Origin of the sequence: Bibersteinia trehalosi USDA-ARS-USMARC-188, from assembly GCF_000521725.1 — a bacterium.
GTDB lineage: Bacteria > Pseudomonadota > Gammaproteobacteria > Enterobacterales > Pasteurellaceae > Bibersteinia > Bibersteinia trehalosi.
Map to the genome: position 1 here is coordinate 1,102,385 of NZ_CP006954.1, position 24,427 is coordinate 1,126,811.

15 protein-coding genes and 1 riboswitch are annotated in these 24,427 nt (G+C 41.1%); of the genes, 11 read left to right on the plus strand and 4 right to left on the minus strand.

All coding sequences use genetic code 11. The features are described from left to right. The first annotated feature begins 31 nt into the window (after window positions 1–31). From F542_RS05115 to torA, 3 genes are all read left to right on the plus strand, one after another. Window positions 32–1,009 carry a putative oxygenase MesX gene (locus F542_RS05115; RefSeq protein WP_015432579.1) on the plus strand — a complete coding sequence of 326 codons (978 nt, stop codon included), beginning with the start codon at window positions 32–34 and terminating at the stop codon, window positions 1,007–1,009. 67 nt (window positions 1,010–1,076) lie between these two features. Beyond that, the gene (locus F542_RS05120; protein WP_015432578.1) at window positions 1,077–2,108 is read left to right on the plus strand and encodes a methionine synthase; all 1,032 of its coding nucleotides are present in this window, start codon (window positions 1,077–1,079) and stop codon (window positions 2,106–2,108) included. Between the two features lie 188 nt (window positions 2,109–2,296). Then, a riboswitch (molybdenum cofactor riboswitch) is annotated at window positions 2,297–2,429 on the plus strand. 147 nt (window positions 2,430–2,576) lie between these two features. Further along, window positions 2,577–5,048: a trimethylamine-N-oxide reductase TorA gene (torA, locus tag F542_RS05125; RefSeq protein WP_025267033.1), complete on the plus strand. Its 2,472-nt coding sequence runs from the start codon at window positions 2,577–2,579 to the stop codon at window positions 5,046–5,048. A 79-nt stretch (window positions 5,049–5,127) separates the two neighbouring features. On the opposite strand, the gene nth is transcribed toward torA, so the two are convergent. The 3 genes from nth to proB all read right to left on the minus strand — a co-directional run bounded on the left by nth (window position 5,128) and on the right by proB (window position 7,710). Further along, window positions 5,128–5,763, minus strand: a complete 636-nt coding sequence (gene nth / locus F542_RS05130; RefSeq protein ID WP_015432576.1) for an endonuclease III — start codon at window positions 5,761–5,763, stop codon at window positions 5,128–5,130. A 74-nt stretch (window positions 5,764–5,837) separates the two neighbouring features. After that, on the minus strand, window positions 5,838–6,602 hold the full coding sequence (locus tag F542_RS05135) for a TSUP family transporter (protein ID WP_025267034.1): 765 nt from the start codon (window positions 6,600–6,602) through the stop codon (window positions 5,838–5,840). 10 nt (window positions 6,603–6,612) lie between these two features. Further along, window positions 6,613–7,710 carry a glutamate 5-kinase gene (proB, locus tag F542_RS05140; RefSeq protein ID WP_025267035.1) on the minus strand — a complete coding sequence of 366 codons (1,098 nt, stop codon included), beginning with the start codon at window positions 7,708–7,710 and terminating at the stop codon, window positions 6,613–6,615. 324 nt (window positions 7,711–8,034) lie between these two features. Here proB and F542_RS05145 point away from each other — a divergent pair, with 324 nt between their 5' ends. The 5 genes from F542_RS05145 (at window position 8,035) to F542_RS05165 (ending at window position 18,194) form a co-directional block, all read left to right on the plus strand. Continuing rightward, a complete protein-coding gene (locus tag F542_RS05145; RefSeq protein WP_025267036.1) occupies window positions 8,035–8,616 on the plus strand; it encodes a TetR/AcrR family transcriptional regulator in 582 nt (193 codons plus the stop codon). Window positions 8,617–8,641: 25 nt separating this feature from the next. Then, window positions 8,642–9,859, plus strand: a complete 1,218-nt coding sequence (locus F542_RS05150; RefSeq protein ID WP_025267037.1) for an efflux RND transporter periplasmic adaptor subunit — start codon at window positions 8,642–8,644, stop codon at window positions 9,857–9,859. 12 nt (window positions 9,860–9,871) lie between these two features. Next, window positions 9,872–12,985 carry an efflux RND transporter permease subunit gene (locus F542_RS05155; RefSeq protein WP_015432569.1) on the plus strand — a complete coding sequence of 1,038 codons (3,114 nt, stop codon included), beginning with the start codon at window positions 9,872–9,874 and terminating at the stop codon, window positions 12,983–12,985. A gap of 252 nt (window positions 12,986–13,237) precedes the next feature. After that, complete coding sequence (locus tag F542_RS05160) at window positions 13,238–15,088, plus strand: site-specific DNA-methyltransferase (protein ID WP_015432567.1); 1,851 nt, start codon at window positions 13,238–13,240, stop codon at window positions 15,086–15,088. Between the two features lie 121 nt (window positions 15,089–15,209). Next, window positions 15,210–18,194: a type III restriction-modification system endonuclease gene (locus tag F542_RS05165; RefSeq protein ID WP_015432566.1), complete on the plus strand. Its 2,985-nt coding sequence runs from the start codon at window positions 15,210–15,212 to the stop codon at window positions 18,192–18,194. Between the two features lie 55 nt (window positions 18,195–18,249). On the opposite strand, the gene F542_RS05170 is transcribed toward F542_RS05165, so the two are convergent. Beyond that, complete coding sequence (locus F542_RS05170) at window positions 18,250–19,032, minus strand: alpha/beta fold hydrolase (RefSeq protein WP_015432565.1); 783 nt, start codon at window positions 19,030–19,032, stop codon at window positions 18,250–18,252. A gap of 107 nt (window positions 19,033–19,139) precedes the next feature. Here F542_RS05170 and seqA point away from each other — a divergent pair, with 107 nt between their 5' ends. The 3 genes from seqA to mscK all read left to right on the plus strand — a co-directional run bounded on the left by seqA (window position 19,140) and on the right by mscK (window position 24,420). Next, entirely contained in the window at window positions 19,140–19,700 is a 561-nt protein-coding gene (seqA, locus tag F542_RS05175) for a replication initiation negative regulator SeqA (RefSeq protein WP_025267038.1), read from the plus strand. 9 nt (window positions 19,701–19,709) lie between these two features. Beyond that, entirely contained in the window at window positions 19,710–21,122 is a 1,413-nt protein-coding gene (gene menE, locus F542_RS05180) for an o-succinylbenzoate--CoA ligase (protein ID WP_025267039.1), read from the plus strand. Between the two features lie 61 nt (window positions 21,123–21,183). After that, complete coding sequence (gene mscK / locus F542_RS05185; protein WP_015432562.1) at window positions 21,184–24,420, plus strand: mechanosensitive channel MscK; 3,237 nt, start codon at window positions 21,184–21,186, stop codon at window positions 24,418–24,420. Window positions 24,421–24,427 lie beyond the last annotated feature (7 nt).

Here is a 24,427-nt window from a genome sequence, read left to right on the forward strand (position 1 = left end):
GTTATTCCAGAACACAATACAGGGAAGTAATATGACAGCCTATTTTAAATGCCGAGTGCAAACCCTTGAATTTAATGAAAACTATCAACCCGATCAAAGCACTCGTTTAACCACCAATTTTGCCAATTTAGCGCGTGGTGAAAACCGTAAACAAAATCTGCAAAATGCGATTGCGATGATTAACAAACGTTTCAATGATTTGGCCAATTGGGATAATCCAACCGCTGACCGCTATTCGGTAAAATTAGAAATCGTTTCTATGGATATTGATGTGGAAGGGAACGGTGAATTCTTTCCGGGTGTAGAATGGTTAAAAACGTATGTCGTTGATCATAAAACAGGTAAAACCATTGATGGTATTATCGGCAATAACTTCTCCTCTTTTGTGCGTGATTACGATTTTAGCGTGCTATTGCGTGATTTTAACAAAGATAAGCCAAGTTTTACTGTGCCTGACAACTATGGTGAACTACACGGTAAATTATTTAAACACCTGCTTGATTCACCAGAATACAAAGTGAAAAATAACAAACCTCCCGTGCTTTGTTTAAGTGTAGCAACGACTCGTACTTACCAAAAAACCACCAATGTACACCCAATTTTGGGCGTAGAATATCGCCAAGATGATTATTCTTTAACGGACGACTATTTTGCCAAAATGGGCTTAACGGTTCGCTATTTTATGCCACCAAAATCCGTTGCACCTTATGCGTTCTATTTTGATCAAAATGCAGATCTGCTTAATGATTACACCAATTTAGAATTGATCAGCACGATTGCAACAATGGAAGCCTTCCAAAAAATTTACCGCCCTGAGGTGTATAACGCCAACTCAGTGGCAGGGCAGGTATATAAAGCCAGCCTCAATTATGAAGATTATTCGGTAACCAAAGTAGAATATGACCGTGTAGAGCGTACCGAGCTTGCGATTAAACAAGGTGAATATGCCCAAACACATTTTATTCAGCCGTTTAAAGCCATTTTAGATGCTTGGGTGAATGAAAAATAAAAACTAATTTAATAGGGCGGACACATTGGTTCGCTCCTACCCGTTTTCAATAATAGGAAAATAACGAATGAGTAAAATTCTTCTTCCCACTTCTACTGCAGGCAGTTTGCCAAAACCTGCTTGGCTTGCTGAGCCTGAAAAATTATGGTCAGAATGGAAATTAAGTGGCAGTGAACTGTTACAAGCAAAAAGAGATGCGCTTTTAGTCTCTTTGATGGAACAAACTGCGGCAGGCATTGATATTGTCAGTGATGGTGAACAAACACGTCAGCATTTTGTGACAACCTTTATTGAGCATTTAGAAGGCGTGGATTTTACTAAACGTGAAATTGTACGAATCCGTAATCGCTATGAAGCGAGTGTGCCGAGTGTTGTTGGGGCGGTACATCGCCCAAAATCGGTGTTTGTTGAAGATGCTAAATTCTTACGCCAACATACCGATAAACCGATTAAATGGGCGTTACCCGGCCCAATGACAATGATTGATACCTTGTTTGATGGGCATTATAAAAGCCGTGAAAAATTAGCGTGGGAATTTGCCAAAATTCTTAACGAAGAAGCCAAAGAATTGGAAGCGGCGGGGGTAGATATTATTCAATTTGACGAACCTGCATTTAATGTTTTCTTTGATGAATTAAATGATTGGGGAATTGCCGCCTTAGAGCGTGCTGCTGAAGGGCTAAAATGCGAAACCGCAGTACATATCTGCTACGGTTATGGCATTAAAGCGAATACTGACTGGAAACAGACGCTAGGCAATGAATGGCGACAATATGAAGAAAGCTTTCCTAAACTGCAACAATCCAAAATTGATATTATTTCACTGGAGTGCCAAAACTCAAAAGTCCCAATGGATCTACTTGAATTGATTCGTGGCAAAAAAGTGATGCTGGGAGCGATCGATGTGGCAACAAATGTGATTGAAACCCCAGAACAGGTTGCCGATACATTGCGAAAAGCGTTGCAATTTGTGGATGTGGAAAATCTTTATCCTTGCACCAATTGCGGAATGGCGCCGCTTTCACGCTCCGTTGCACGAGGCAAACTCAACGCACTTAGCCGAGGGGCTGAGCTTTTAAGAGCAGAGCTAGCAGGTTAATTAAGATTGAAGATGAAAGACGAAAACCGCAATGTTTTCGTCTTTTTGTTATACAAGCGGTCTATTTTGCATATTTTTTTGCCACATTGACTGCATGGCATAAACTTTGATCTTGCTCAAATTTGCTTCGGAATGCGTATTTTTACGTATTATGCTTTATTAGAGAGAAAACTATAATGCGACCAGTTCTTATTTCCCGACTCCGAGCCTGTTTACCTAAGTCGTTCGATATGGTAGCAGTGCCAGTGAAATTTCACTCAATGGTTAATTTGGAAACGGATTGGCCACTCCTGTTTAGAAAGGTGTCGTATTTTCAACTTCACAATGATTTGTGGAATTTGTGATACTGTAGGGGCGTACTGCGTACGTCCGTGGGCGTGAGCATCATGCCCCTACGTTTGTATGACAAGCGGCAACTTTTCCCGTCTTTTTTGCAAATCTTGTGAACTCTCTCAAATGAGGTGTTTTATGAAAAAACAAGACCAAATCAATCTCAAACGTCGTGATTTCTTAAAAAATACAACACTTGGTGCAGCTGGTGTATCGCTGGGCGGTGGTGTTGTGGGTTCTGTGGTGTCTGCACCAGCGGCAGCTGCTGAAAGCAAAACGGTAATGACTGCGGCTCACTGGGGGCCTATCGGGGTTGTTGTGGAAGATGGTAAAGCGGTGAAATCGGGGCCGGCAATGCCAATGAGCATTGAAAACGAATTACAAACCGTTGTTCCTGATCAGCTTTATAGTGAAGCCCGTGTGAAATATCCAATGGTGCGTAAAGGCTACTTGGAAGGCAATAAAGATACCACCTTGCGTGGTCGTGATGAATGGGTGCGTGTCTCTTGGGATAAAGCATTAGATTTAGTGGCTGGCGAAGTGAAGCGTGTTACTGAACAACACGGTGCAAGCGGTATTTTCGCAGGTTCATACGGCTGGTATAGTTCTGGTGCATTACATGCGGCACGTACATTATTACACCGCTACTTAAACTTAACAGGCGGTTTCGTGGGGGTAAAAGGCGACCTTTCCACTGGGGCAGCTCAGGTGATTATGCCACACGTGTTAGGTACGATTGAAGTGTATGAACAGCAAACGAGCTGGGAAGTGGTGTTAGAAAACAGTGAAATCGTGGTATTTTGGGCGGCAAATCCGCTTTTAACCTTGCGTAATGCGTGGACATCAACCGACCAACACGGGATTGAATACCTGAAAAAACTCAAAGAGAGTGGTAAACGTGTGATCTGTATTGATCCAGTGAAAAGTGAAACCTGCCAATTCTTAAATGCAGAGTGGATTCCAACCCGTGCGGCAACAGACGTTGCATTAATGATGGGGATTGCCCATACGCTTGTTACCACAGATAAACACGACAAAGCCTTCTTACAAAAATACACCAAAGGCTTTGAACAATTTGAAAGTTACTTATTAGGTAAAGAAGATAATCAGCCAAAAGATGCTGATTGGGCGGCAAACATTACAGGTGTACCAGCAGAAACCATTAAACAATTAGCTGCAGATTTCTCTGCTAAACGCACAATGTTAATGGGCGGTTGGGGTATGCAACGCCAACGTCATGGTGAACAAACTCACTGGATGTTAGTGACCCTTGCTTCAATGCTCGGTCAAATTGGTTTACCGGGTGGTGGTTTTGGTTTCAGTTATCACTATGCAAATGGCGGTGTACCAAGTGCGACAGGTGGTATTGTGGGTGCAATTACCGCAACGGCAGCCGAAGCAGGTGAAAAATCTTGGTTAGATGATGCGTCTAAATTCTCTTTCCCAGTTGCACGTGTGGCGGATGCGTTGCTTTATCCTGGTAAAACTATTCAATATAACGGTACAGAAATTACTTACCCAGAAATTAAACTGATCTACTGGGCCGGCGGTAACCCATTCACTCACTTGCAAGATACCAACAAACAAGTGAAAGCGTGGCAAAAACCAGATACTATCATTGTAAATGAAGTGAACTGGACACCAACAGCTCGTATGGCGGACATTGTATTGCCAGTTACAACTAGCTATGAACGTAACGACATTACCATGTCAGGCGACTACTCAATGATGTATATCTTCCCAATGAAACAGGTTGTTGAGCCACAATTTGAAGCGAAAAGTGATTACGATATTTTCACAGAATTAGCCAAACGTGCAGGTGTGGCTGATAAATTCACCGAAGGTAAAACGGAAATGCAGTGGTTACAAGGTTTCTACCAAACTGCCTTTGATGCTGCTCGTAAAAATCGTGTGAATATGCCACGCTTTGAAAAATTCTGGGAAGAAAATAAACCTGTCACCTTCCCAGTAAAAGAGGCTGCGAAAAAATGGGTGCGCTATGAAGAGTTCCGCAATGATCCGCTACTCAACCCATTAGGCACACCATCAGGTAAAATTGAGATCTTCTCTGATGTCGTCGCTAAAATGAATTATGATGACTGTAAAGGTCACCCAACTTGGTTTGTACCAGATGAGTATGCAGGTAATGTGACAGCCGAAGCACCGCTTGCGTTAGTGACTCCACACCCGTACTACCGCTTACACAGCCAGCTTTGCCATACTTCATTGCGTGATAAATACACTGTAGCTGGTCGTGAGCCAGTCTTAATCCATAAAGAAGATGCGGCAGCTCGTGGTATCGCAGATGGTGATGTGGTACGTATCTTTAACAGTCGTGGACAAGTGCTTGCTGGTGCAGTGGTAACAGATGGCATTATCAAAGGTACGGTTTGTTTACATGAGGGGGCATGGTACGACCCTGCAGATTTAGGGCAATCTGAGCAACCGTTATGTAAATTTGGTAACCCGAATGTGCTGACCCGTGATGAAGGAACATCAAAATTGGCTCAGGGCAATTCACCAAATACTGCCATTGTACAGGTAGAAAAATTCCAAGGTGAAGTACCAGAAGTAACGGTATTTACCGCGCCGAAGTTTATTGAAGGTTAGGCTACTTCGCTTAGTTTTAAATGAATAGTCGATCTTAATGTATATGAAGAGGCTGAACACATAAATGTTCAGCCTCTTTTTACATATCGGTTTTTTGTTTATATTCACATAAATCTTCGATAATACAAGAATTACAGCGAGGTTTTCGTGCAATGCAAGTATAGCGCCCATGCAGAATTAGCCAGTGATGCACATCGACTTTAAATTCATCGGGTACAACTTTAAGTAGTTTCTCTTCAACTTTTACGACATCCTTACCTGGCGCAAAATTAGTCCGATTCGAAACACGAAAGATATGTGTATCTACGGCAATAGTTGGTTGCCCAAATGCCGTGTTAAGAACCACATTTGCCGTTTTCCTGCCTACACCAGCGAGAGCTTCTAATTCTTCACGTGTTTGAGGTACTTCACCATTGTGTTTTTCAATTAGATCACGGCAAGTTTTGATAATATTCTCTGCCTTACTATTAAATAAACCGATAGTCTTGATATATTCTTTTAAACCCTCTACGCCTAGCGCTAAAATCGCTTGGGGAGTATTGGCGATAGGAAAAAGTTTTGCCGTTGCTTTGTTCACACCAACATCGGTAGCTTGGGCAGAGAGAATCACGGCAATCAATAGTTCGAATGGAGAATGATAGATTAATTCTGTCGTTGGGTGTGGATTTTGAGCACGCAAACGGGTAAGAATTTCGATACGTTTTTGTTTGTTCATAATTTTGTAAAATTTTAGATTAAAGAGACCGCTTGCTATGGGCTGCAGTAATGCAAATTAAAGGGTGATTATCGCTAAGCAAAATATCCTTGTTCCCATAACATTTTTGCCACCATAAGGAATGACATAGTAACAATAAGCGGTTTGATCAGCTGTTTGCCCTTTGTGATCGCCATTTTTGCACCAAGGTTACCACCGATAAATTGACCAACGAGCATAATCAAACCGATCTTCCATAGCACAACACCACCTAATATAAAAAAGACAAGTGCGGCAAAGTTTGAGGTAAAGTTTAATACTTTTGTGTGTGCAACTGCCTTAGTCAGGTTGAAACCTAACAATAAAACAAAAGCAAGAGTGAAAAATGACCCTGTTGCAGGCCCTAATAAACCATCGTAGAAACCAATGCCTATTGCGGCAGTGAAGGCAAATAGTGTGTAGCTGATCCGCTGTTTGCTGTCTTGATCACTAATGGATGGACTAAATAAGAAATAAACTGCCAAAATTAAAATTAAAAAGGGGAGTGCAGATTTTAGCAGACTAATATCGATGAGCTGGACGGTAATTGCCCCGAGTGCAGCCCCCACAAATGTCAAAGCAATTAATTTCCCTAAATGCTTAATTTCGACTTGTCGATGGCGTATAAAGTACAGTGCAGCAGAAAAAGAACCACCACAGGCTTGCAACTTATTTGTCCCCAATGCCATCGCGGGAGGAATGCCGACTGAGAGTAAGGCAGGAATAGTAATTAAGCCTCCACCACCGGCAATTGCATCAATAAAACCTGAAACAAAAGCAGCGATGAACAAAAGCGCAATAATGTCGAAACTAAACTCCATCTTATTTCTCCTAGTAAAGAATCATTTCATCACGGTGTAGTACAACTGCACCAAACTCATAGCCCAAGAGCGTTTCAATCTCACTTGATTTTTTCCCTTTGATTTGATTAAGCGCTTCACTATTGTAGCGGGAAATGCCCAAACCAAGAATTCGCCCGTCACTGCTTTGAATTTTTAATACCTCCCCGCGCGCAAATTGACCTTGTACCGCGCTAATTCCAGCAGGCAAGAGGGATTTATGCTGTGCTAATAACGCATTTTCTGCGCCTAAATCAATGGTAATGCTTCCCGCCGGTGGAGCACCAAATAACCATTGCTTACGCCCTTCAATTTTATCGCTTTGCGCAAGGAAACGGGTACCAATTGCTGCTCCGTTTACAATTTCAAAGATCACATTTTCATGTTCGCCTGAAGCAATAATTGTTTCAACACCCGAACGGGTTGCAATTTCTGCGGCAACGACTTTGGTAAACATGCCGCCAGTGCCAAGCGTTGAACCACTTCCCCCAGCAATTTGACGAATTTCAGGGGTGATTTTTTCAATCACACTAAGTAATTTTGCCGCAGGATTTTTACGAGGATCGCTATCAAATAAACCTTGTTGGTCGGTGAGTAATATTAGCTGCTCTGCTTGAGAGAGCATAGCCACTAAGGCGGAGAGGTTATCGTTATCGCCGATACGAAATTCTGCGGTGGCAACAGCATCATTCTCATTAATTACAGGAATAATGCCTTGTTCTAGTAGTGCAAACAATGTATCACGAGCGTTCAAGAAATGGTCTTTATTTTCAATATCTGCACGGGTGAGGAGCATTTGCCCAATTTTTATCCCATAAATTGAAAACAGACTTTCCCATACTTGAATTAATTGGCTTTGTCCGACTGCAGCGAGAAGCTGTTTGCTTGCCAATGTTGGTGGTAGTTCGCGATGCCCTAAATAGTCTCGCCCTGCCGCGACAGCTCCAGAAGTAACTAAAATTAAGCGATGTCCTTGCTGGTGTAAATTGGCCATCTGTTTAACAATTTCTAGCATGTGAGGACGGCTTAAACTTTTCGTACCGTGGGTGAGGGTGCTAGTCCCCAGTTTGATCACAATGGTTTTATGCATAGTATTTGTGGAGGTTAAAAAGTAGAGTCGCTATTATTCATGAAATCCAATGAAATTACAAAGAGAACAAGCGGTTGCTTTTGTGGAATTTTTTGCAAATTGTCCTGGCGCTGTTGCTCATGCTAATTCATCATTGAGCTCAACTTGTTTGAGCACAACGGACTAAAGCACCTAGGATAACCACGCATACTTTATTGACGCCATTTGTTCTATTTTTTAGCGTTAATATCGCTGAATTTAAACGAGCATACCCTAAGGAATATTTGCGAAAAATTGAAAAATCAGTAAAATGAACAATCGTTCAGTTACGAAAAGGTCTTAACTATGTTTGATGATGTTTTGCCACATAATGATGTGGCAATTCGCATTTTAAGAGCGGCTGATTCGTTAATGGCACGGAAAGGTATCCAATATCTTTCAACACATAAAATCGCAAAGGAAGCTGGGGTTTCAGTGGGGACAATTTATCTCTATTTTAAAGATAAAGAGGAATTGTTGAATCAACTGGTTAGGCATCTATTTAATGAATTTCATCATTTTGTGAAAACGCATTACGACCCAACGTTAGCGTTTTTTGAGCAATATCGGCAACTTTGGTTAGCTACGTGGGAATTTATGCAAAGCAATCCAAATGTCGTTGCCAATATGCACCAATATGAGTCATTGCCAACGTTCCAAACGATGATATTGTCTTGTATTGATAATCAAGAATTGGCTTGGTGTCAATTTATTGAAAATGGTAAGCGAGAAGGTGTGATTGCGCCGTTGCCATCTTATGTTTTGATGGCGATGAGCATGAAAGTAACGTGGGAGTTGATGTATATGCAACTGCTACGTAAGGAAACTTTGTCCGATGCGGTTATTGAAGAGGTGATAGTCCGCACTTGGAAAACGATTATGGTTTAAATTGTAATTTAATTATGGAGAAATTATGACAGAGCAAGTCACATACGAGCAGAACAAGCCTAGCAAAGGGCGGAAGTTCTTAATCGTGATTACTTTGATTGTTGTCCTGCTTGCCTTTGCTGGGGTAGTTGGCATGCAACAGTTTATTGCAGGGAAGAAAGCAGAAGCAGCGGCAAATATGCCTGAGACGGTGAGTGAAGTCACGGTAATGCAGGTGGATTCGCGTGAATGGACACCAATGATTGGTGCGACCGGCTCTATTCGTCCAAATCAAGGCGCAATGTTAAGCGCTCAAGCTGCTGGCACCGTTACCCGTGTGGCGGTAAGCTCAGGTGATCGTGTACGTAAAGGACAATTATTAGTTGAAATTGATAGTAGTGCAGAGCGTGCAAGCTTAAAAGCGAGTGAAGCGCAACTTCCAAACGCTTTGGCAAACTACAATCGCTATAAAAATTTAGTGGCGAGCAACAGTGCATCGCGTATGGAGTTTGATAACGCCAAAGCAACTTACGAAGCATTGGTTGCAAATATTGAAGCGTTAAAAGAACAAATTGTTCGCCGCCAAATCTATGCACCGTTTGATGGTATGGCGGGTATTGTGAACGTCAATGTAGGGCAATTCGTAACAGCAGGTACAGAAATTGTGCGAGTGGAAGACCAAAGCTCAATGAAAATTCGCTTTACGTTGCCGCAAACTGATCTTGAGCGAATTGAAATTGGGCAGAAAGTAACAGCAACGATTGATGCATTACCAGGGCAAACATTTCCTGCTCGTATTTCCGCGATGGATCCTGCGGTTGATCGTACAACGGGCTTAATTAATCTTGAAGCAGTAGTTACAGAAGGGCAAAACAAATTATTATCGGGCATGTTTGCTCGTTTAAATATTGCCATGCCAACCCAGTATAACCAAGTGGTGGTACCGCAGATTGCCGTTGCTTATACGATGTACGGCGAAAGTGTGTATGTTTTGCAGGATTTATCGGACGAAGATAAAAGCTTAGTAAGCAAAATGGCAGAGCAGAATCCAAGCTTGCAAGTAGATAAAATTTACCGAGTAAAACAAGCTGAAGTCAAAACGCTGGAGCGTCGAGGAATCTATTCTCAGCTTGCTAAAGGTGTTAATGTGGGTGATGTGATTGTCACTGGTGGTATGCAACGCATTAGCAATGGCTCGTTGGTTATGGTATCCGAGCGTGAAGCGGTAGGTGTGACAGCACCGGCACAAAACAACAAACTGTAATGGGAGTTTGTCGTGAAATTTACCGATATATTTATTAAACGCCCTGTACTCGCGGTCTGTATCAGCCTTTTAATTACGATTTTAGGTTTGCAGTCCATCAGCAAATTACAGGTACGAGAATACCCTGAAATGACAATTTCAGTGGTAACTGTAAGCGTAAACTACTCAGGTGCAGATGCAAGCTTAATGCAAGCATTGGTAACCTCGCAGCTAGAAGAAGCGGTAGCTCAAGCGGATAATATTGACTATATGACCTCAAGTAGTTCGCCGAGTACCACTACGATTACGGTAAAAATGAAATTAAATACCGACCCTAATGCCGCGTTATCGGATATTTCATCAAAAGTAAATGCCGTACGTGCAAATTTACCAAGTGGTATTGATGATCCGTCAATTCGAGTTTCAACTGGGGGCGATGATGCCTTGATGTATATTCGCTTTGTTTCAGATGAACTCAATACTTCACAGGTCACAGATTATCTAAATCGTGTGGTGAAGCCACAATTCTTTACGGTAAATGGAGTGTCGTCTGTAAATATTTTTGGTGGTTCGGTATTTGGATTAAGAATCTGGCTTGACCCTGACAAAATGGCAGCGAAAAATCTTTCGGGTGCTGCAATTTTACAAGCATTAAGTGCGAACAACTTACAAACTGCCGCAGGTAATGCGAATGGTTATTACACGGTGTATAAAAACAAAGTGGAATCTACTACACCATCGGTTGAAGAGCTAGAAAATGTGACTATTTCCACGACTGCGAAAGGGGATCAAATCAAGCTGAAAGATGTTGCAACGGTTGAATTAGATAAATCATCCGATGCTGCTCGTGCAACAGCTAATGGTAAAGATGCAGTTGTGTTTGCCGTTTCAGCGGCTACGACAGCAAATTCACTTACGGTGGCAAAAGATATTTACCCAATGTTTGAACAGGTGCAACGTAACTTGCCTCCTTCCATCAGCGGTGAAATTCTCTATGATAAAACGATAGCAATTAATAGCTCAATTAATGAGGTAATCAAAACGATTGGGGAAGCAACTTTAATTGTATTAGTTGTTATTGTGCTATTCCTAGGCTCGTTAAGAGCGATGATTGTACCGATCATTACGATTCCGATTTCACTTATTGGAGTACTGTTCTTTTTACAAATGTTCGGTTTTTCCATTAACTTGCTCACTTTATTGGCATTAATTCTTGCTATCGGTCTAGTAGTAGATGATGCAATCGTTGTATTAGAAAACGTTGAACGCCATGTAAAAGAGGGGAAACCACCATTTGATGCTGCAATCATTGGTACGCGTGAAATTGCAATTCCTGTTATTTCAATGACGATTACCCTTGGTGCCGTGTATTCGCCAATGGCGTTAATGGAAGGCGTGACAGGCTCACTCTTTAAAGAGTTCGCTTTAACTCTTGCTGGCGCTGTATTTATTTCAGGTATTGCGGCTTTAACTCTTTCACCAATGATGTCGGGTAAGGTATTAAAAGCACATGATGAAGAAAACGAAAGTAAATTCACGAAATGCATTAACAATATTCTTGATCGCGTAACCAAATGCTATACCAATATGTTGGCTGGTGTCATGGCAGTGCGTGGTTTTATGCTTGTATTTGCTGTCGCAATCTTTGCTAGCCTACCGTTTTTATTAACCTCACTTTCAAGCGAAGTTGCACCAACTGAAGACCGTGGTTTCGTTGTTGGTATTGGTAATGGGCCATCAAATACCAACTTAGACTATACGCAAGAAGCAATGAAGTCGTTTGAAGAAGAAGTGCTACAGATTCCGGAAGTAAACTCAATGATGAGCATTGCCGGATTTAATGGTAGCAATAGTGGTTTGGCAATTATTAGTTTGAAAGATTGGAACGACCGTGAGCGTGAACGAGCGGCTATTTCAAATGATGTAGCGGCAATTGCGAAAAAAGTCGTTGCAATGGATTTAAACGCGATTTCCTTCCCTGAAATCTCAACAGGAGAAAGCGGTTTACCATTCTCATTGGTTATCACTACGTCAGATAGTTATGAGAAACTTGCTGATGTGGCAGCAGAATTTCTTGGTAAAGCGAGAGCATCAGGGCAATTCTTCTTTAATAACTTAGACTTAAAATTTGACACCGTTACGATGAATATGAAATTCGACCGTGAAAAAATGGGAGCGTACGGTGTAACGATGCAACAAGTGAGTGGTACATTAGGTTCATTCTTATCTGGAGCGATTATTACGCGTGTGGATATTGATTCACGGGCTTATCCAATTGTATCGCAAGCCGTACGCCAAGATCGTTTAAATCCAGAAGATTTAATGAGCTACTATGTTACTACGGCAAGTGGCGAGTCTATTCCTCTCGGTTCATTCGTTACGATGGAATTAACAACTTCACCGTCTAGCTTAAACCGTATGAATCAGTTGAATTCCGCAACCATTGGCGGCGTTGTCTCTGGCTCAATTGGTGATGCAGTAAAATGGGCACAAGCTGAATTGGATCGCAGTTTACCGAAAGGCTATCAGTACGACTTCAAATCGGAAGCTCGTCAATATATCCAAGAAGGTAATGCAATGGTTATGACTTTCGCATTAGCAGTAATCATTATTTATCTCGTGTTAGCGATTCAATTTGAATCTTGGCGTGACCCAATGGTCATTTTGGTTTCCGTACCGCTTGCCGTTTCTGGCGCATTGATTGTGATGAATGTGCTTGGTATTGCAGGGAAAGCGGGTGCAACCTTAAATATCTACTCACAAGTAGGCTTAGTAACCTTAGTTGGTTTGATCACTAAACACGGTATCTTAATGTGCGAGGTGGCAAAAGAAGAGCAGTTACATCATGGCAAATCACGTTTTGATGCAATTATGCATGCAGCAACAATCCGTCTGCGTCCAATTCTCATGACTACAGCGGCAATGATTGCGGGCTTAATCCCACTTCTCTTTGCAACTGGTGCAGGGGCAATTGCTCGTTTCAGTATCGGTATGGTCATTGTTGCGGGTCTAGCAATTGGTACAATGTTTACCTTATTCGTATTGCCGGTGATTTATACCTTCTTAGGTAGCGAACATAAACCACTGCGAGAATTTGATGAAGACAAATATGCACGTAAAGCGGTGGAACGTGTAGCCCACGGCTAAAGCTTAATCTTAACACTTAGCAAGCGGTCGATTTTGCAAAAAATTCTGCAAAATCGACCGCTTTTTTATATAATTCACAAGTTTTTTTGAATTTTGCTTGAATAGGAAAACAAAATGAATAAACTCGCAACGCAACGCAACGCAACGCAACGCAACGCAACGCAACGCAACGCAACGCAACGCAACGCAACGCAACGCAACGCAATGCAACCGCCTAAATTCTGCCTTTAATCTTTTCTCTGCGGAGGCACTATGCAACAACTAAAAATGCACAGTGCTGATCAAACCGCGCAAAATATTTCTCAACTTCAACACCTTTTCCCACATTGCTTTTCAGAGGGCAAAATTGATTTTGAACTATTGCAACAAGAGCTTTCCGAGCATCTTATTGAAGGCAATCAAGAACGCTATCAGCTCAACTGGGTTGGTAAACGAGAGGCAATTCTTGCTGCTAATGCGCCAATTGCCAAGACCCTGCGCCCAGCGCGCGCTGAAAGTGTAAATTTTGACACCACCGGAAACCTTTTTATTGAAGGTGATAACCTTGATGCTCTGAAACTATTGCAAGAAACCTACCTTGGCAAAGTGAAGATGATCTATATTGATCCCCCTTATAACACTGGGAATGACTTCGTGTATCGTGATGATTTTGCCGAGGATAAAGCCGATTTTCTTGTGCGTTCCAACCAAACCGATAAGCAAGGCAATCGTCTTGTCAGCAATCCTGAAAGCAACGGGCGCTTTCATTCCGACTGGCTTTCAATGATTTACCCTCGATTAAAACTCGCACGTAATCTGCTTGCCGATGACGGCGTAATTTTTATCTCGATTGATGATAATGAACAAGCAAATTTGAAAAGGGTCTGTGATGAGATTTTTGGGGAGCAGAATTTTGTAGCTGACATTATTTGGAATTCAACTAAATCAGTCACAAATACAGCTTTAATCTCGGTTTCTCATACTCATAATTTAGTTTATTTCAGAGATATTGATTATTTTGTGAAAAATAGAGATCTATTTAGATTGGCTGATAATGGTGACGGGTTTTCTAATCCAGATAACGATCCAAGAGGGGCATGGAAAGCAGATCCATTCCAGGTTGGGGGGTGGAGGCCGAATCAACAATATGTGATTGTTAATCCTAACACAGGAGTTGAATATCGACCTAATGAAGGATGCAGCTGGAAAAATGATTATGAAAAATATCAAGAGCTATTAAAAGATAATCGTATTGTTTTTGGACGAAATGGTACTTCTGCTCCCCAAAGAAAGCGATTTATTTGGGAAGCTCAGGAGAGAGGTAAAGTTGCAAAAACATTGTGGGATGATGTAGAAACAACAACAAATGGAACTCAATTGCTGAAGAAAATTTTTGATGGCAGAAGTGTATTTGATAATCCTAAACCCATATCTTTAATTAAAAGAATGTTGGAATTAGGTGCAAATAAAGATTGCATAGTGTTAGATTTTTTTGCTGGTTCAGCCACAACTGCTCATGCAGTGATGCAACTTAATTCAGAGGATCAAGGTAATAGAAAATTTATAATGATTCAATTGCCAGCGGCTTTAGAGTCAGCAAATAATGAGCAAAAAATTGCTCATGAATTTTGTAAATTGATTAATCTTCCAACAAATATAGCCGAAATTTCCAAAGAACGCATTCGCCGTGCAGGTAAACAGATTGCCGAGCAGAGTAGTGGAGTAGATGTTGGTTTTCGTGTGTTGAAAGTTGATAGTAGTAATATGGCGGACATTTTCTATACACCACAACAATTAAGTCAAGATGATTTGTTTACCAATGCGATAAAAAACGACCGTACAGCAGAAGATTTGCTATTCCAAGCCATGTTGGATCTGGGGATTGCATTAAGTAGCCCGATTGAAAACCGAGAAATTCAGGGAAGAACGGTATTTAACGTAGCGGATAAACAGTTGATCGCCTGTTTTGATGAGATTGACGAAAATCTGATTACCGAACTTGCGGAAATGAAACCACAACAAGCGGTCTTTTTAGATGCAAAATTTGCAAGTGACAGTGTGAAAATCAATGCCGTGCAGATTTTTAAACAGATTTGCCCAAATACAGGATTGAATGTGATTTAATTTTTCCCCTCTCCCTCCAAAAATCCTTCGGGTTTTCTCCACCCTCTCCCCAAGGGGAGAGGGGCAGATTTTGTTTCGTTCAGAAACAAAAGCAGGGAGAGGGGCAACGCAGGAATAACCAATGAAACTCCAATTCAAACACCAACAATACCAACTCGATGCGGTGAATGCGGTGGTAGATTGCTTTAAAGGCGAACCATACCGTTCAATGAAAAATTATCCTGCTAATCGAGCAGAACGGAAAGGTCAGCAGGATATGTATGAAGCCTTTGCCAACCCTGAACTATTACTTCTCAATGCCGAGCTGCTGAGCAATGTGCAACAAATCCAGCTTAGCAAAAATTTGCCGAAATCCGACCGCTTGATTGGCACGGGTAGCTTGCCTATCAACCTTGATATTGAAATGGAAACGGGCACAGGCAAAACCTATTGTTATATTCGCACTATTTTTGAGCTTAATCGCAAGTATGGATGGAGTAAGTTTATTATTGTTGTGCCAAGCATTGCGATTCGTGAAGGGGTGAAAAAATCTTTTGAGGTGATGGCGACACATTTTCAGCAAGATTACGGCAAAAAAGCACGGCACTTTATTTACAATTCTAAGCGTTTGCATGAGTTAGAAAGTTTTGCAGCGGATAGTAATATCAATGTGATGATTATCAATATTCAGGCGTTTAATGCCGGAGGTAAAGATAATCGTCGAATTTATGAAGTGTTGGATAGTTTTCAATCTCGCCAGCCGATAGAGGTGATTGCACAAACGCGTCCGATATTGATTTTAGACGAGCCGCAGAAAATGGAAGGTAAGAAAACACAGGATGCTTTGGCAAAATTCAAGCCGCTATTTATTCTGCGTTATTCTGCAACGCATAAAACTGAGCACAATAAAATTTATCGCCTTGATGCGGTAGATGCCTTTCATCAAAAATTGGTGAAGAAAATTGCGGTAAAAGGCATTCAAATTCAGGGGTTGAATGGCTTGGGTGGATATTTGTATCTGCAAGGGATTGAGATTTCTAAACGCGATCCTGTTGCGGTGGTGGAAATAGAACAACAGCTGGCAAGCGGTGAGATTAAACGTAAAATTTGCAAAATCAAAAAAGGTGATAGTTTACACACATTAAGTAATGGTTTGGCACAATATCAGGGCTGGAGTGTTAGCGATATTGATGCTCGTACAGATCAACTACATTTTCTTAATGGCATCGTACTCGCAGTGGGGGATGCCGTAGGTGATCTTAGCGAAGAAGCGTTACGCCGTATCCAAATCCGTGAAACGATTAAAGCACACCTCCTCAAAGAACGGATATTGTTTACGCAAGGGATTAAAACTTTGTCGCTATTTTTCATAGATGAAGTCGCGAAATATCGGGATTACACTCAGGCAGATGAAAAGGGTGAATATGCCCGAATGTTTGAACAGGAGTATGCTACCCAAGTTGCCGAGCTGCTCGCTGAACCATATTTAAACCGTGATTATGCCGACTATTTGCAACAAATTCAGGTGGGGGCAACCCACAATGGCTATTTTGCTATCGATAAGAAAACCAAGCGTTTAACTGATCCAAGCGTGAAAACACGCGGTGAGGAAGCCGGGCTTTCGGATGATACAGACGCTTATGACCTGATTTTGAAAGATAAGGAAAAACTGCTTTCCTTTGAAGAGCCTACCCGCTTTATTTTTTCGCATTCCGCATTACGTGAAGGTTGGGATAATCCTAATGTGTTTACGATTTGCTTACTGAAACACAGTGATAATAATGTGTCAAGAAGGCAAGAAGTAGGGCGGGGATTGCGTTTAGCGGTGAATAAAAAAGGGGAACGCCAAGATAATCTGAATACCGTTCACCAAATTAATGAATTAACCGTTGTAGCAAATGAAAGCTATACGGATTTTGTTAAAGGATTACAATCAGAAATTAGCGAAACGTTGTCACGATTATCAGTTTTTAATGAGGCGTTTTTTGTGGGGAAAGTGTTGTGTGGGCATGATAAAAAGCTCGAAATTAACGAAAAACAAGCACGTCTTCTGTATAAATATCTCCTAAAAAATGATTTTGTTGATGATGACGATCAGCTTACTCCTGAGTTTCACTCTGCAGTAGAAAATGGGGCTTTAGCACTACCAGCAGAATTTGTTGAGTATCAAGCAGCGCTTGTGGCTTTAATTTGTCGCTCAGCGCAAAGCCATGTGCCAATTGAAAATACCAATAGAGCGAAAAGTAATCCGCTTAATGCTAATTTTCACCGTAAAGAGTTTCAAGCACTATGGCAGAAAATTCATCATAAAGCGGTATATCAGGTGAATTTTGATAGTCAAGAACTTATTAGCAATGCCGTGCGAGCATTAGAGCGGGAACTAAACGTTATGCCTTTAACTTATAGGCTAGAAAGTGGTGAACAGATTGGTATTGATCAATTCAAGGTAAGAGAAGCAGTAACAAATCAATACAATGTCACGCTAAATAGCAAGGTGAAATACGATTTAGTAGGTACGCTGGTAAAAAATGTTGGCTTAACTCGCAAGACAATTGCGGTAATTTTAAAGCAGATTAGTTCTCAGAGTTTCGCAAAATTTGCACTAAATCCAGAGCAATTTATCAGTGAAGCGAGTCGTTTGATTAAAGAACAGCTTGCCACGATCTTTATCGATCGGCTGAGTTATCACCGAACCAATGAAGTGTTTGATACAACCTTGTTCACCGCAGAACAAACCATTCGGGATTTTAGTAAAGCCGTCATTGGGCTGAAAAAGCATATTTATGATTATGCGGTGGTGGATTCGCAGGGTATTGAGAGAAACTTTGTTGAAGCGTTAGATAAAGATCGCGATGTAGTGGTTTATGCGAAGTTACCGCGCGGTTTTGCTATTCCAACTCCAGTGGGTGATTACAATCCAGATTGGGCAATTTCCTTTATGAGTGGAGAGGTTAAACATACCTATTTTATTGCTGAAACCAAAGGCTCTATTTCTTCAATGGATCTACGGGGAACAGAAAAAGCAAAAATTGAATGTGCAAGAAAATTCTTCCAGAAAATGAGCGCTGATACTGTTCATTACGATGTGGTGAAAGATTTTGAAGGATTGATAAGTCTGGTGAAATAGGTTTATTTCCCCTCCTAGCAAAGCACGGGGAGGGGGAATATTTGTAAGAAAAGGCTTAAATGAATTCCTTAATTGCTCGAATAACGGCTTCCGGTTTTTCTGCATGTACCCAGTGATCCGTATTGGCAATCACCTTTACTTTTGCATTTGGGAATTGGGCGACAGTTTGAGCCGTATAGGCGGGCAACATGTAGTCTGAATTTGCCCCCTTGATAAACAGCGTTGGTTTTTCTACGAACACATCTTGCCAATCCATCACGTTAGCATAATTTTTATATAATCCAGAAAGATTGAATTTAAAACGTTCAGGGCTATTAGCATCAAAGGATTTCAGCATAAATTGCACGACACCTTCGTTAGCAATATGCTTAAGAAAAACCTGCTTGGCTTGTTGGCGATTTTCAGGCTGTGCATCACGAACAGCAAATAGCCCAGCAAAATTGGCATCATGACGGTTGCTAGTATAGCGAACAGGGGCAATATCAATGATGACTAACTTTTGTACAAGTTTGGGGAAGAGGTGGGCAAACATCATTGCAGTTTTGCCGCCAAGCGAATGCCCAATAACGATCAAATTATTTAAATTTAAATGTTCAACCACTTGATAAAGATCCTCTGCCATTTGAGATAGGCGCATTTCTTCATGGTGGAATGATTGCCCGTGGTTACGTAGGTCAATGCGTAAAATATTGTGATCTGTGGCAAAGGCACGAGAGATCATGCCTAAATTATTGAGATCGCCAAATAAGCCATGAATGAAAACAAGCGTGCTTGGTTTATCAGTTTTGGGTGTTTCAGCCAGCTGAAAATGAAAATTTAATAAAGGATTTTTGTTCATAATTTGTCTAGTGTTATGCAATATCTGCGAAAGGATCTATAAAAAACATCATGAAATGCGTATAATGCCAATAATTTTTCGTAAGCAAAAGAAACAAGGATATGCCAATGAAAACGATCGAAGTAGATGACGAATTATATCATTATATTGCCAGCCGTACACAAGTGATCGGTGAGAGTTCCTCTGATATCCTGCGTCGATTGTTACGCTTGCCGGCGTCTCCGCAACCTTTTGTTTTAGTTCAGGAAAATATGTTAAATGAACTAAAAGATCTGGCGCAAATTCCAAAGAAAAAGCAGAATTTAAATCAGCAAGAAAAGATCGTCAAGAAAGTAGAATTCGTGCTTGCCTCAAATAGTTTTGTGAATGAAACAAAAGGGGTAAACCGGTTTTTGCAGCTACTTTCTGCGCTTTATACTGCTTATCCAAAAGGCTTTGCACATGCCACTGAAAATATTCAAGGTAGTGAACGTATCTACTTTGCTCGTGATGCAGAGACGATCTTAACTAACGGAAGTGGCGCTAAAGCAAAACAGATTCCAGATTCGCCATTTTGGGTCATTACCAATAATAATACCGAACGAAAAGGGATTATTTTGTGTGCCTTAATGGAATCAATGGAATTACCAAAACCGCTGATTGAGCGTGTCAAAGCATTATTCGCATAACTTTTATCTATGACAGAATTTCCCGTTTTTCCGCCTGTTTATTGGGCAAATCAAATTCCCCAACAAACAGCCATCGTCTGGAAGAAGGGAAATTCTGCACTTTTCTCACAGCTTCCATCTTCACTTTCTTGGCGGCAATTCTATCAACTGTTAGCCCAAACAAGCCATTGGCTACAGCGCAGGCATATTCCATTTAAAGACAAGATTATTGCCTATAGCGGCGCACATCGGTTAGCAGGCTTACTCTGTTATCTTTCTGTTATTGCAGAAGGTGGGCGGATTTTAGTCTTGAATCCTAACTTGCCAAGCATACAACAAAAAGCTATTTTGGCAGATAATCACGTTGATTTATTGCTTCAAGATAATGATTTTGTAGAATTTTCGCCAAATTTAACCGCTTGTAACAAGCAATGGCAGATCGATTGGGATCTGAAACGTCCTGCCACTTTTACCCTAACCTCTGGTTCTTCTGGTAAGCCAAAGGCGGTGGTACACTCCATTTTCTCCCATTTGCTTAATGCCGAGGGCGTATGTCGTTTAATGCAGTTTGAGCAACAGCATAGTTGGCTATTAAGCTTGCCGTTATTTCATGTCTCAGGACAGGGGATTGTTTGGCGCTGGTTACTACGTGGCGCGAGTTTAAGTTTATGTGAAGAGAAAGCAGATTTTTATCCACTATTGGCAAAGACGAGTCATGCTTCACTGGTACCAACTCAGCTACAGCGCTATTTATATGCAGATCTTGCAAAGAAATATGGGCAAAAAATCTTACTGGGAGGCAGTTATATCCCTGCGGAGTTAATCTCGGTTGCACAGCAAGTTGGTATTACCACTTTCGCAGGCTATGGTATGACTGAAATGGCATCAACAATCTGTGCAGTGGAACAAGAGACAGATAATGTGGGTAAGCCACTGCTTGGGCGTTTAGTCAAGATCATACAAGATCAGATTTATCTGCAAAGTGATTGTCTTGCTTTAGGCTATTGGCAGGCTGGGCGAATTGAGCCATTGCCTAAAGTAGAGGATTGGTTTGCAACCAAAGATAAAGGCGCGTGGACGGCTGATGGTAAGCTGATCATAAATGGTCGATTAGATAATATGTTTATCTCTGGTGGGGAAAATATTCAGCCAGAGCAGATTGAGCAAGTGTTATATGCTTCCATGCTCGTACAAAATGTGTTGGTTATCCCTCAAGATGATGCAGAATTTGGGCAACGTCCTGTGGCGTTTGTACAATTTATCGAAGATTTCAGTTCACAAGCGGTCGAAAAATTGCAAAATTTTGCCAAACAATATTTAGAGAAATTTAAACAGCCTATTGCCTATTTTTCATTGGACGACTATCTCACTTCTACAAACACAGGGATTAAAATCTCCCGAAAAGGGCTTCAAGACTATCTTCAGCAGATTTCGAACAGGTAGCAGCATGATTAAAAGATATATTTGGATAATTTGTTTATTTAGCTTTTTTACTGCTTATACAATGAGCGCTGAGCTCACACTTGATGATGCAGTGGATTTGCGAACGCAAATTGAAGATCTAAAAGCGGAAAATAATGAAGCAAATATCCAGCTAATTAAAAACTTGGAAGGCTCACTCCAGCTGTTAGATAAAATTAAGAAACAGCAAACAGAAATTGCTTTATTAGAGACCAAAGTAAAAGAGTCTCCAAAAACGTTAGCAGCCTTACAGAGTGCTATTCAAAGTTTGCAGCAAAAACTGGAACACTTTGATAATCAACAGTTTGAGCCATTGTCTATTGAGGCATTAGAACAAAAGCAGATAGCATTGCAACAAGAAACAGATAGCCAAAAGTTGCTAAATAGTGAATTAAATTCCAGTGTGGCGAATTATCGTTCGGCATTAGAGCAAACACGTAAACAGATTACCGAGAATGGTGTAAAAGCCGAGCAGTTGCGCCGTTGGAAATTCAATAGCCAAGCAAGTCGTTCGTTAATTGATAAATACGATACCGAGCTGAAATATTTAGATATTAATAATAAATATAACAATCTGTTAGCACAAAATATTGATGTGCTCATTTCACTTGATGAATCACAAAAAACAGAAGCAAGCTTAAAACAGCAATGGCTACAATTGCAGTTGTCAGCGGTGCAAGAAACCTTGAATAACAAGCGCTTGGAAGAACATGAAGCACAAGCCAAGCAAACAGAACAACTGAAAGCGAGTGATAAGGCAGAAAACCCGCTTATCCAAGAAGAATTGGGTATCAACACGGATTTGAGCCAGTATCTTGTGGAACAAACACAGCGTTCTAATGTGTTATTTCAAGATAATCAGCGAATTAAGAGCATTCTTGATAATTTAACCAAAACTCAGCGTGAGGTTGAGGAACAGATTAATGCACTACAAGGCACTTTAGTGCTGTCTCGCATTATTAATCAACAGAAATTGTCGTTGCCGACCGAGCGTGTAAACAAAGGATTAGCGAAAGATATTGCGAAATTGCGGGTAGAGATTTTTGATCTTTCACAGCGCAGAGATGAACTCTATAACTTACCCAATGTGCTTAGCCGCATTGAAAGCGAACATAATAGTGTGTTGGATAGCGCGGAGCGGGATACGTTAGCACTGGTATTGAAAGACAGAGAGAAAATTCTGGTTGAGTTGATTAAAACACTCAATGCGCAGCTGACACTTTCAAGTGAAATGGATATTTCACAAAAACAGATTATTGAGATTAGTGATGCGCTACAAGATAAATTGCAACAGCAGAGCTTCTGGGTACAGAGTAATAACCCGCTTGATCTCTCTTGGCTAAAAGAATTTCCGAGCTTAGCAGTAGATGAAATTGCTATTTTAGCGAAATATTTGGGCTTTGATAATTTAGGCAAAAACCTGCCTTCAACGTTGGCATTTATTCTCTTTTTATTTGCCATTTATGGCTTAATTGCTTGGAAGAAAGCCGCGATTAAGGCTCGACTCTCGACGCTGGCAAGCCAAGTGAATACGCTAACTAGCGATAGTCATTGGCATTCGCCAGAAGCAATGTTTTGGACAATTATTTTGGCACTGCCAAGCGGGTTGCTATTTTTAGCTGTTGCGATTATCAGCTTATATCTTTTTGTGCCTAATCCTTTAGCCAGCTGGGAATGGGTAACTCGGGCATTCTACTATTGGATTTTCTTTGCCACGGTACTGGCATTATTGCGCCCGAATGGCATGGCATATCGCCACTTTGGTATGCCACAAGCGAGCAATGAGATTTTCCAACGCATTATTCGTCAGTCAGTTTGGATTGTTGTGTTATTACTTGTGTCATCTATTTTTTCACAAGTTGATCTGATTGGCTTTAGCAATGATGTTATTGGACAAGTAATGACAATTGTTGCGCTTGCACTTTGTACCTTTGTTTTGCGTCCATTGCTCGATCGCGGTATTCAAGAGTATGAGAACGCTAAGACAGAAGATGGTACAAAGCGTAATGTGAGTTTATTTAAACTGCTGAGATTGGTGTTATTTGTTGCCCCGATTAGTTTAATTGTATTAATTGTATTGGGTTACTATTATACCGCGGTTTATCTGATCGAACATCTGATTAAAAGTTACTTAATTGCATTAGTCTGGGTGTTTGGGCGCTATTTTGCTTACCGCTCTTTGACAATCTCTTCACGCCGTATGGCATATCGCCGTTTACAAAGCAAACGTGAGAAGATCCGTGAACAGGCACTGCAACATTTAGAACAAGGGGTAGAGCCAAGTAAAGAAAAACCGGAAGAAAAAATTAAGATCTCAACGGTAAACCAACAAATTTTCCGTGTGGCCGATTTGGTTGGTTGGGTTGTGCTTTTTGCATGGCTATATGCGATTTGGTCTGACCTTATTAGTGTCGCAAACTATTTAAATACCGTTATACTCTGGGAGCAGATTGAAAACACTGCGCAGGGTAGTGTGGTTGAATCCATCACATTGCTGAATTTATTGCGTTCGGTGCTTTATATTGCGATTACCTACTTCTTAGTTAAGAATATTGCAGGGATTTTAGAGGTCACCGTTTTCTCTCGGAGTAAATTCTCTAAAGGCACGCCTCATACCATCATTGCAGTGCTTACTTACTTAATTGTGACAATCGGCAGTATCTCCGCCTTTCTTGCTTTAGGGATATCTTGGGGTAAAGTGCAGTGGATTTTTACCGCATTGTCAGTGGGTCTTGGCTTTGGGGTTCGTGAGATTTTTGGTAGCTTTGTCTCGGGGACGATATTGTTGGTGGAGCGTCCAATACGTGTTGGTGATAAAGTAACAGTAGGTAATTTTACTGGGGTGATTACTCGTATTCGTTTGCGTTCAACCACTTTAATTGATGACGAAAACATGGAAGTTGTTCTGCCGAATCAGGCATTTGTGACCGATCGCTTTATTAACTGGACACTGAATAACACCGTGACGAGAGTACAATTAAAAATGAAGATTAATTCTGGTGAAAACCTGCCACTGGTGCGTCAGCTCTTACTGCAAGCAGCAGAGGAAGCTGAAAAAGTGATGCATGAACCTTCCCCAAGTGTTAATCTCACGCACTTTGGTGATGGCTGGATTGAGCATGAGCTGAATGTTTTTGTGGCGGAAATTGATGATCGCTCTGCCACACGCAATTTTCTCTATCAGCGTATTGATCAGCTCTTTAAACAGCATCAAATTCAAATTGCCTTTAATCAACTTGATGTCCATGTGCATCAAGCAGAGAGAAAAAGCTCAAATTAGGGATAAT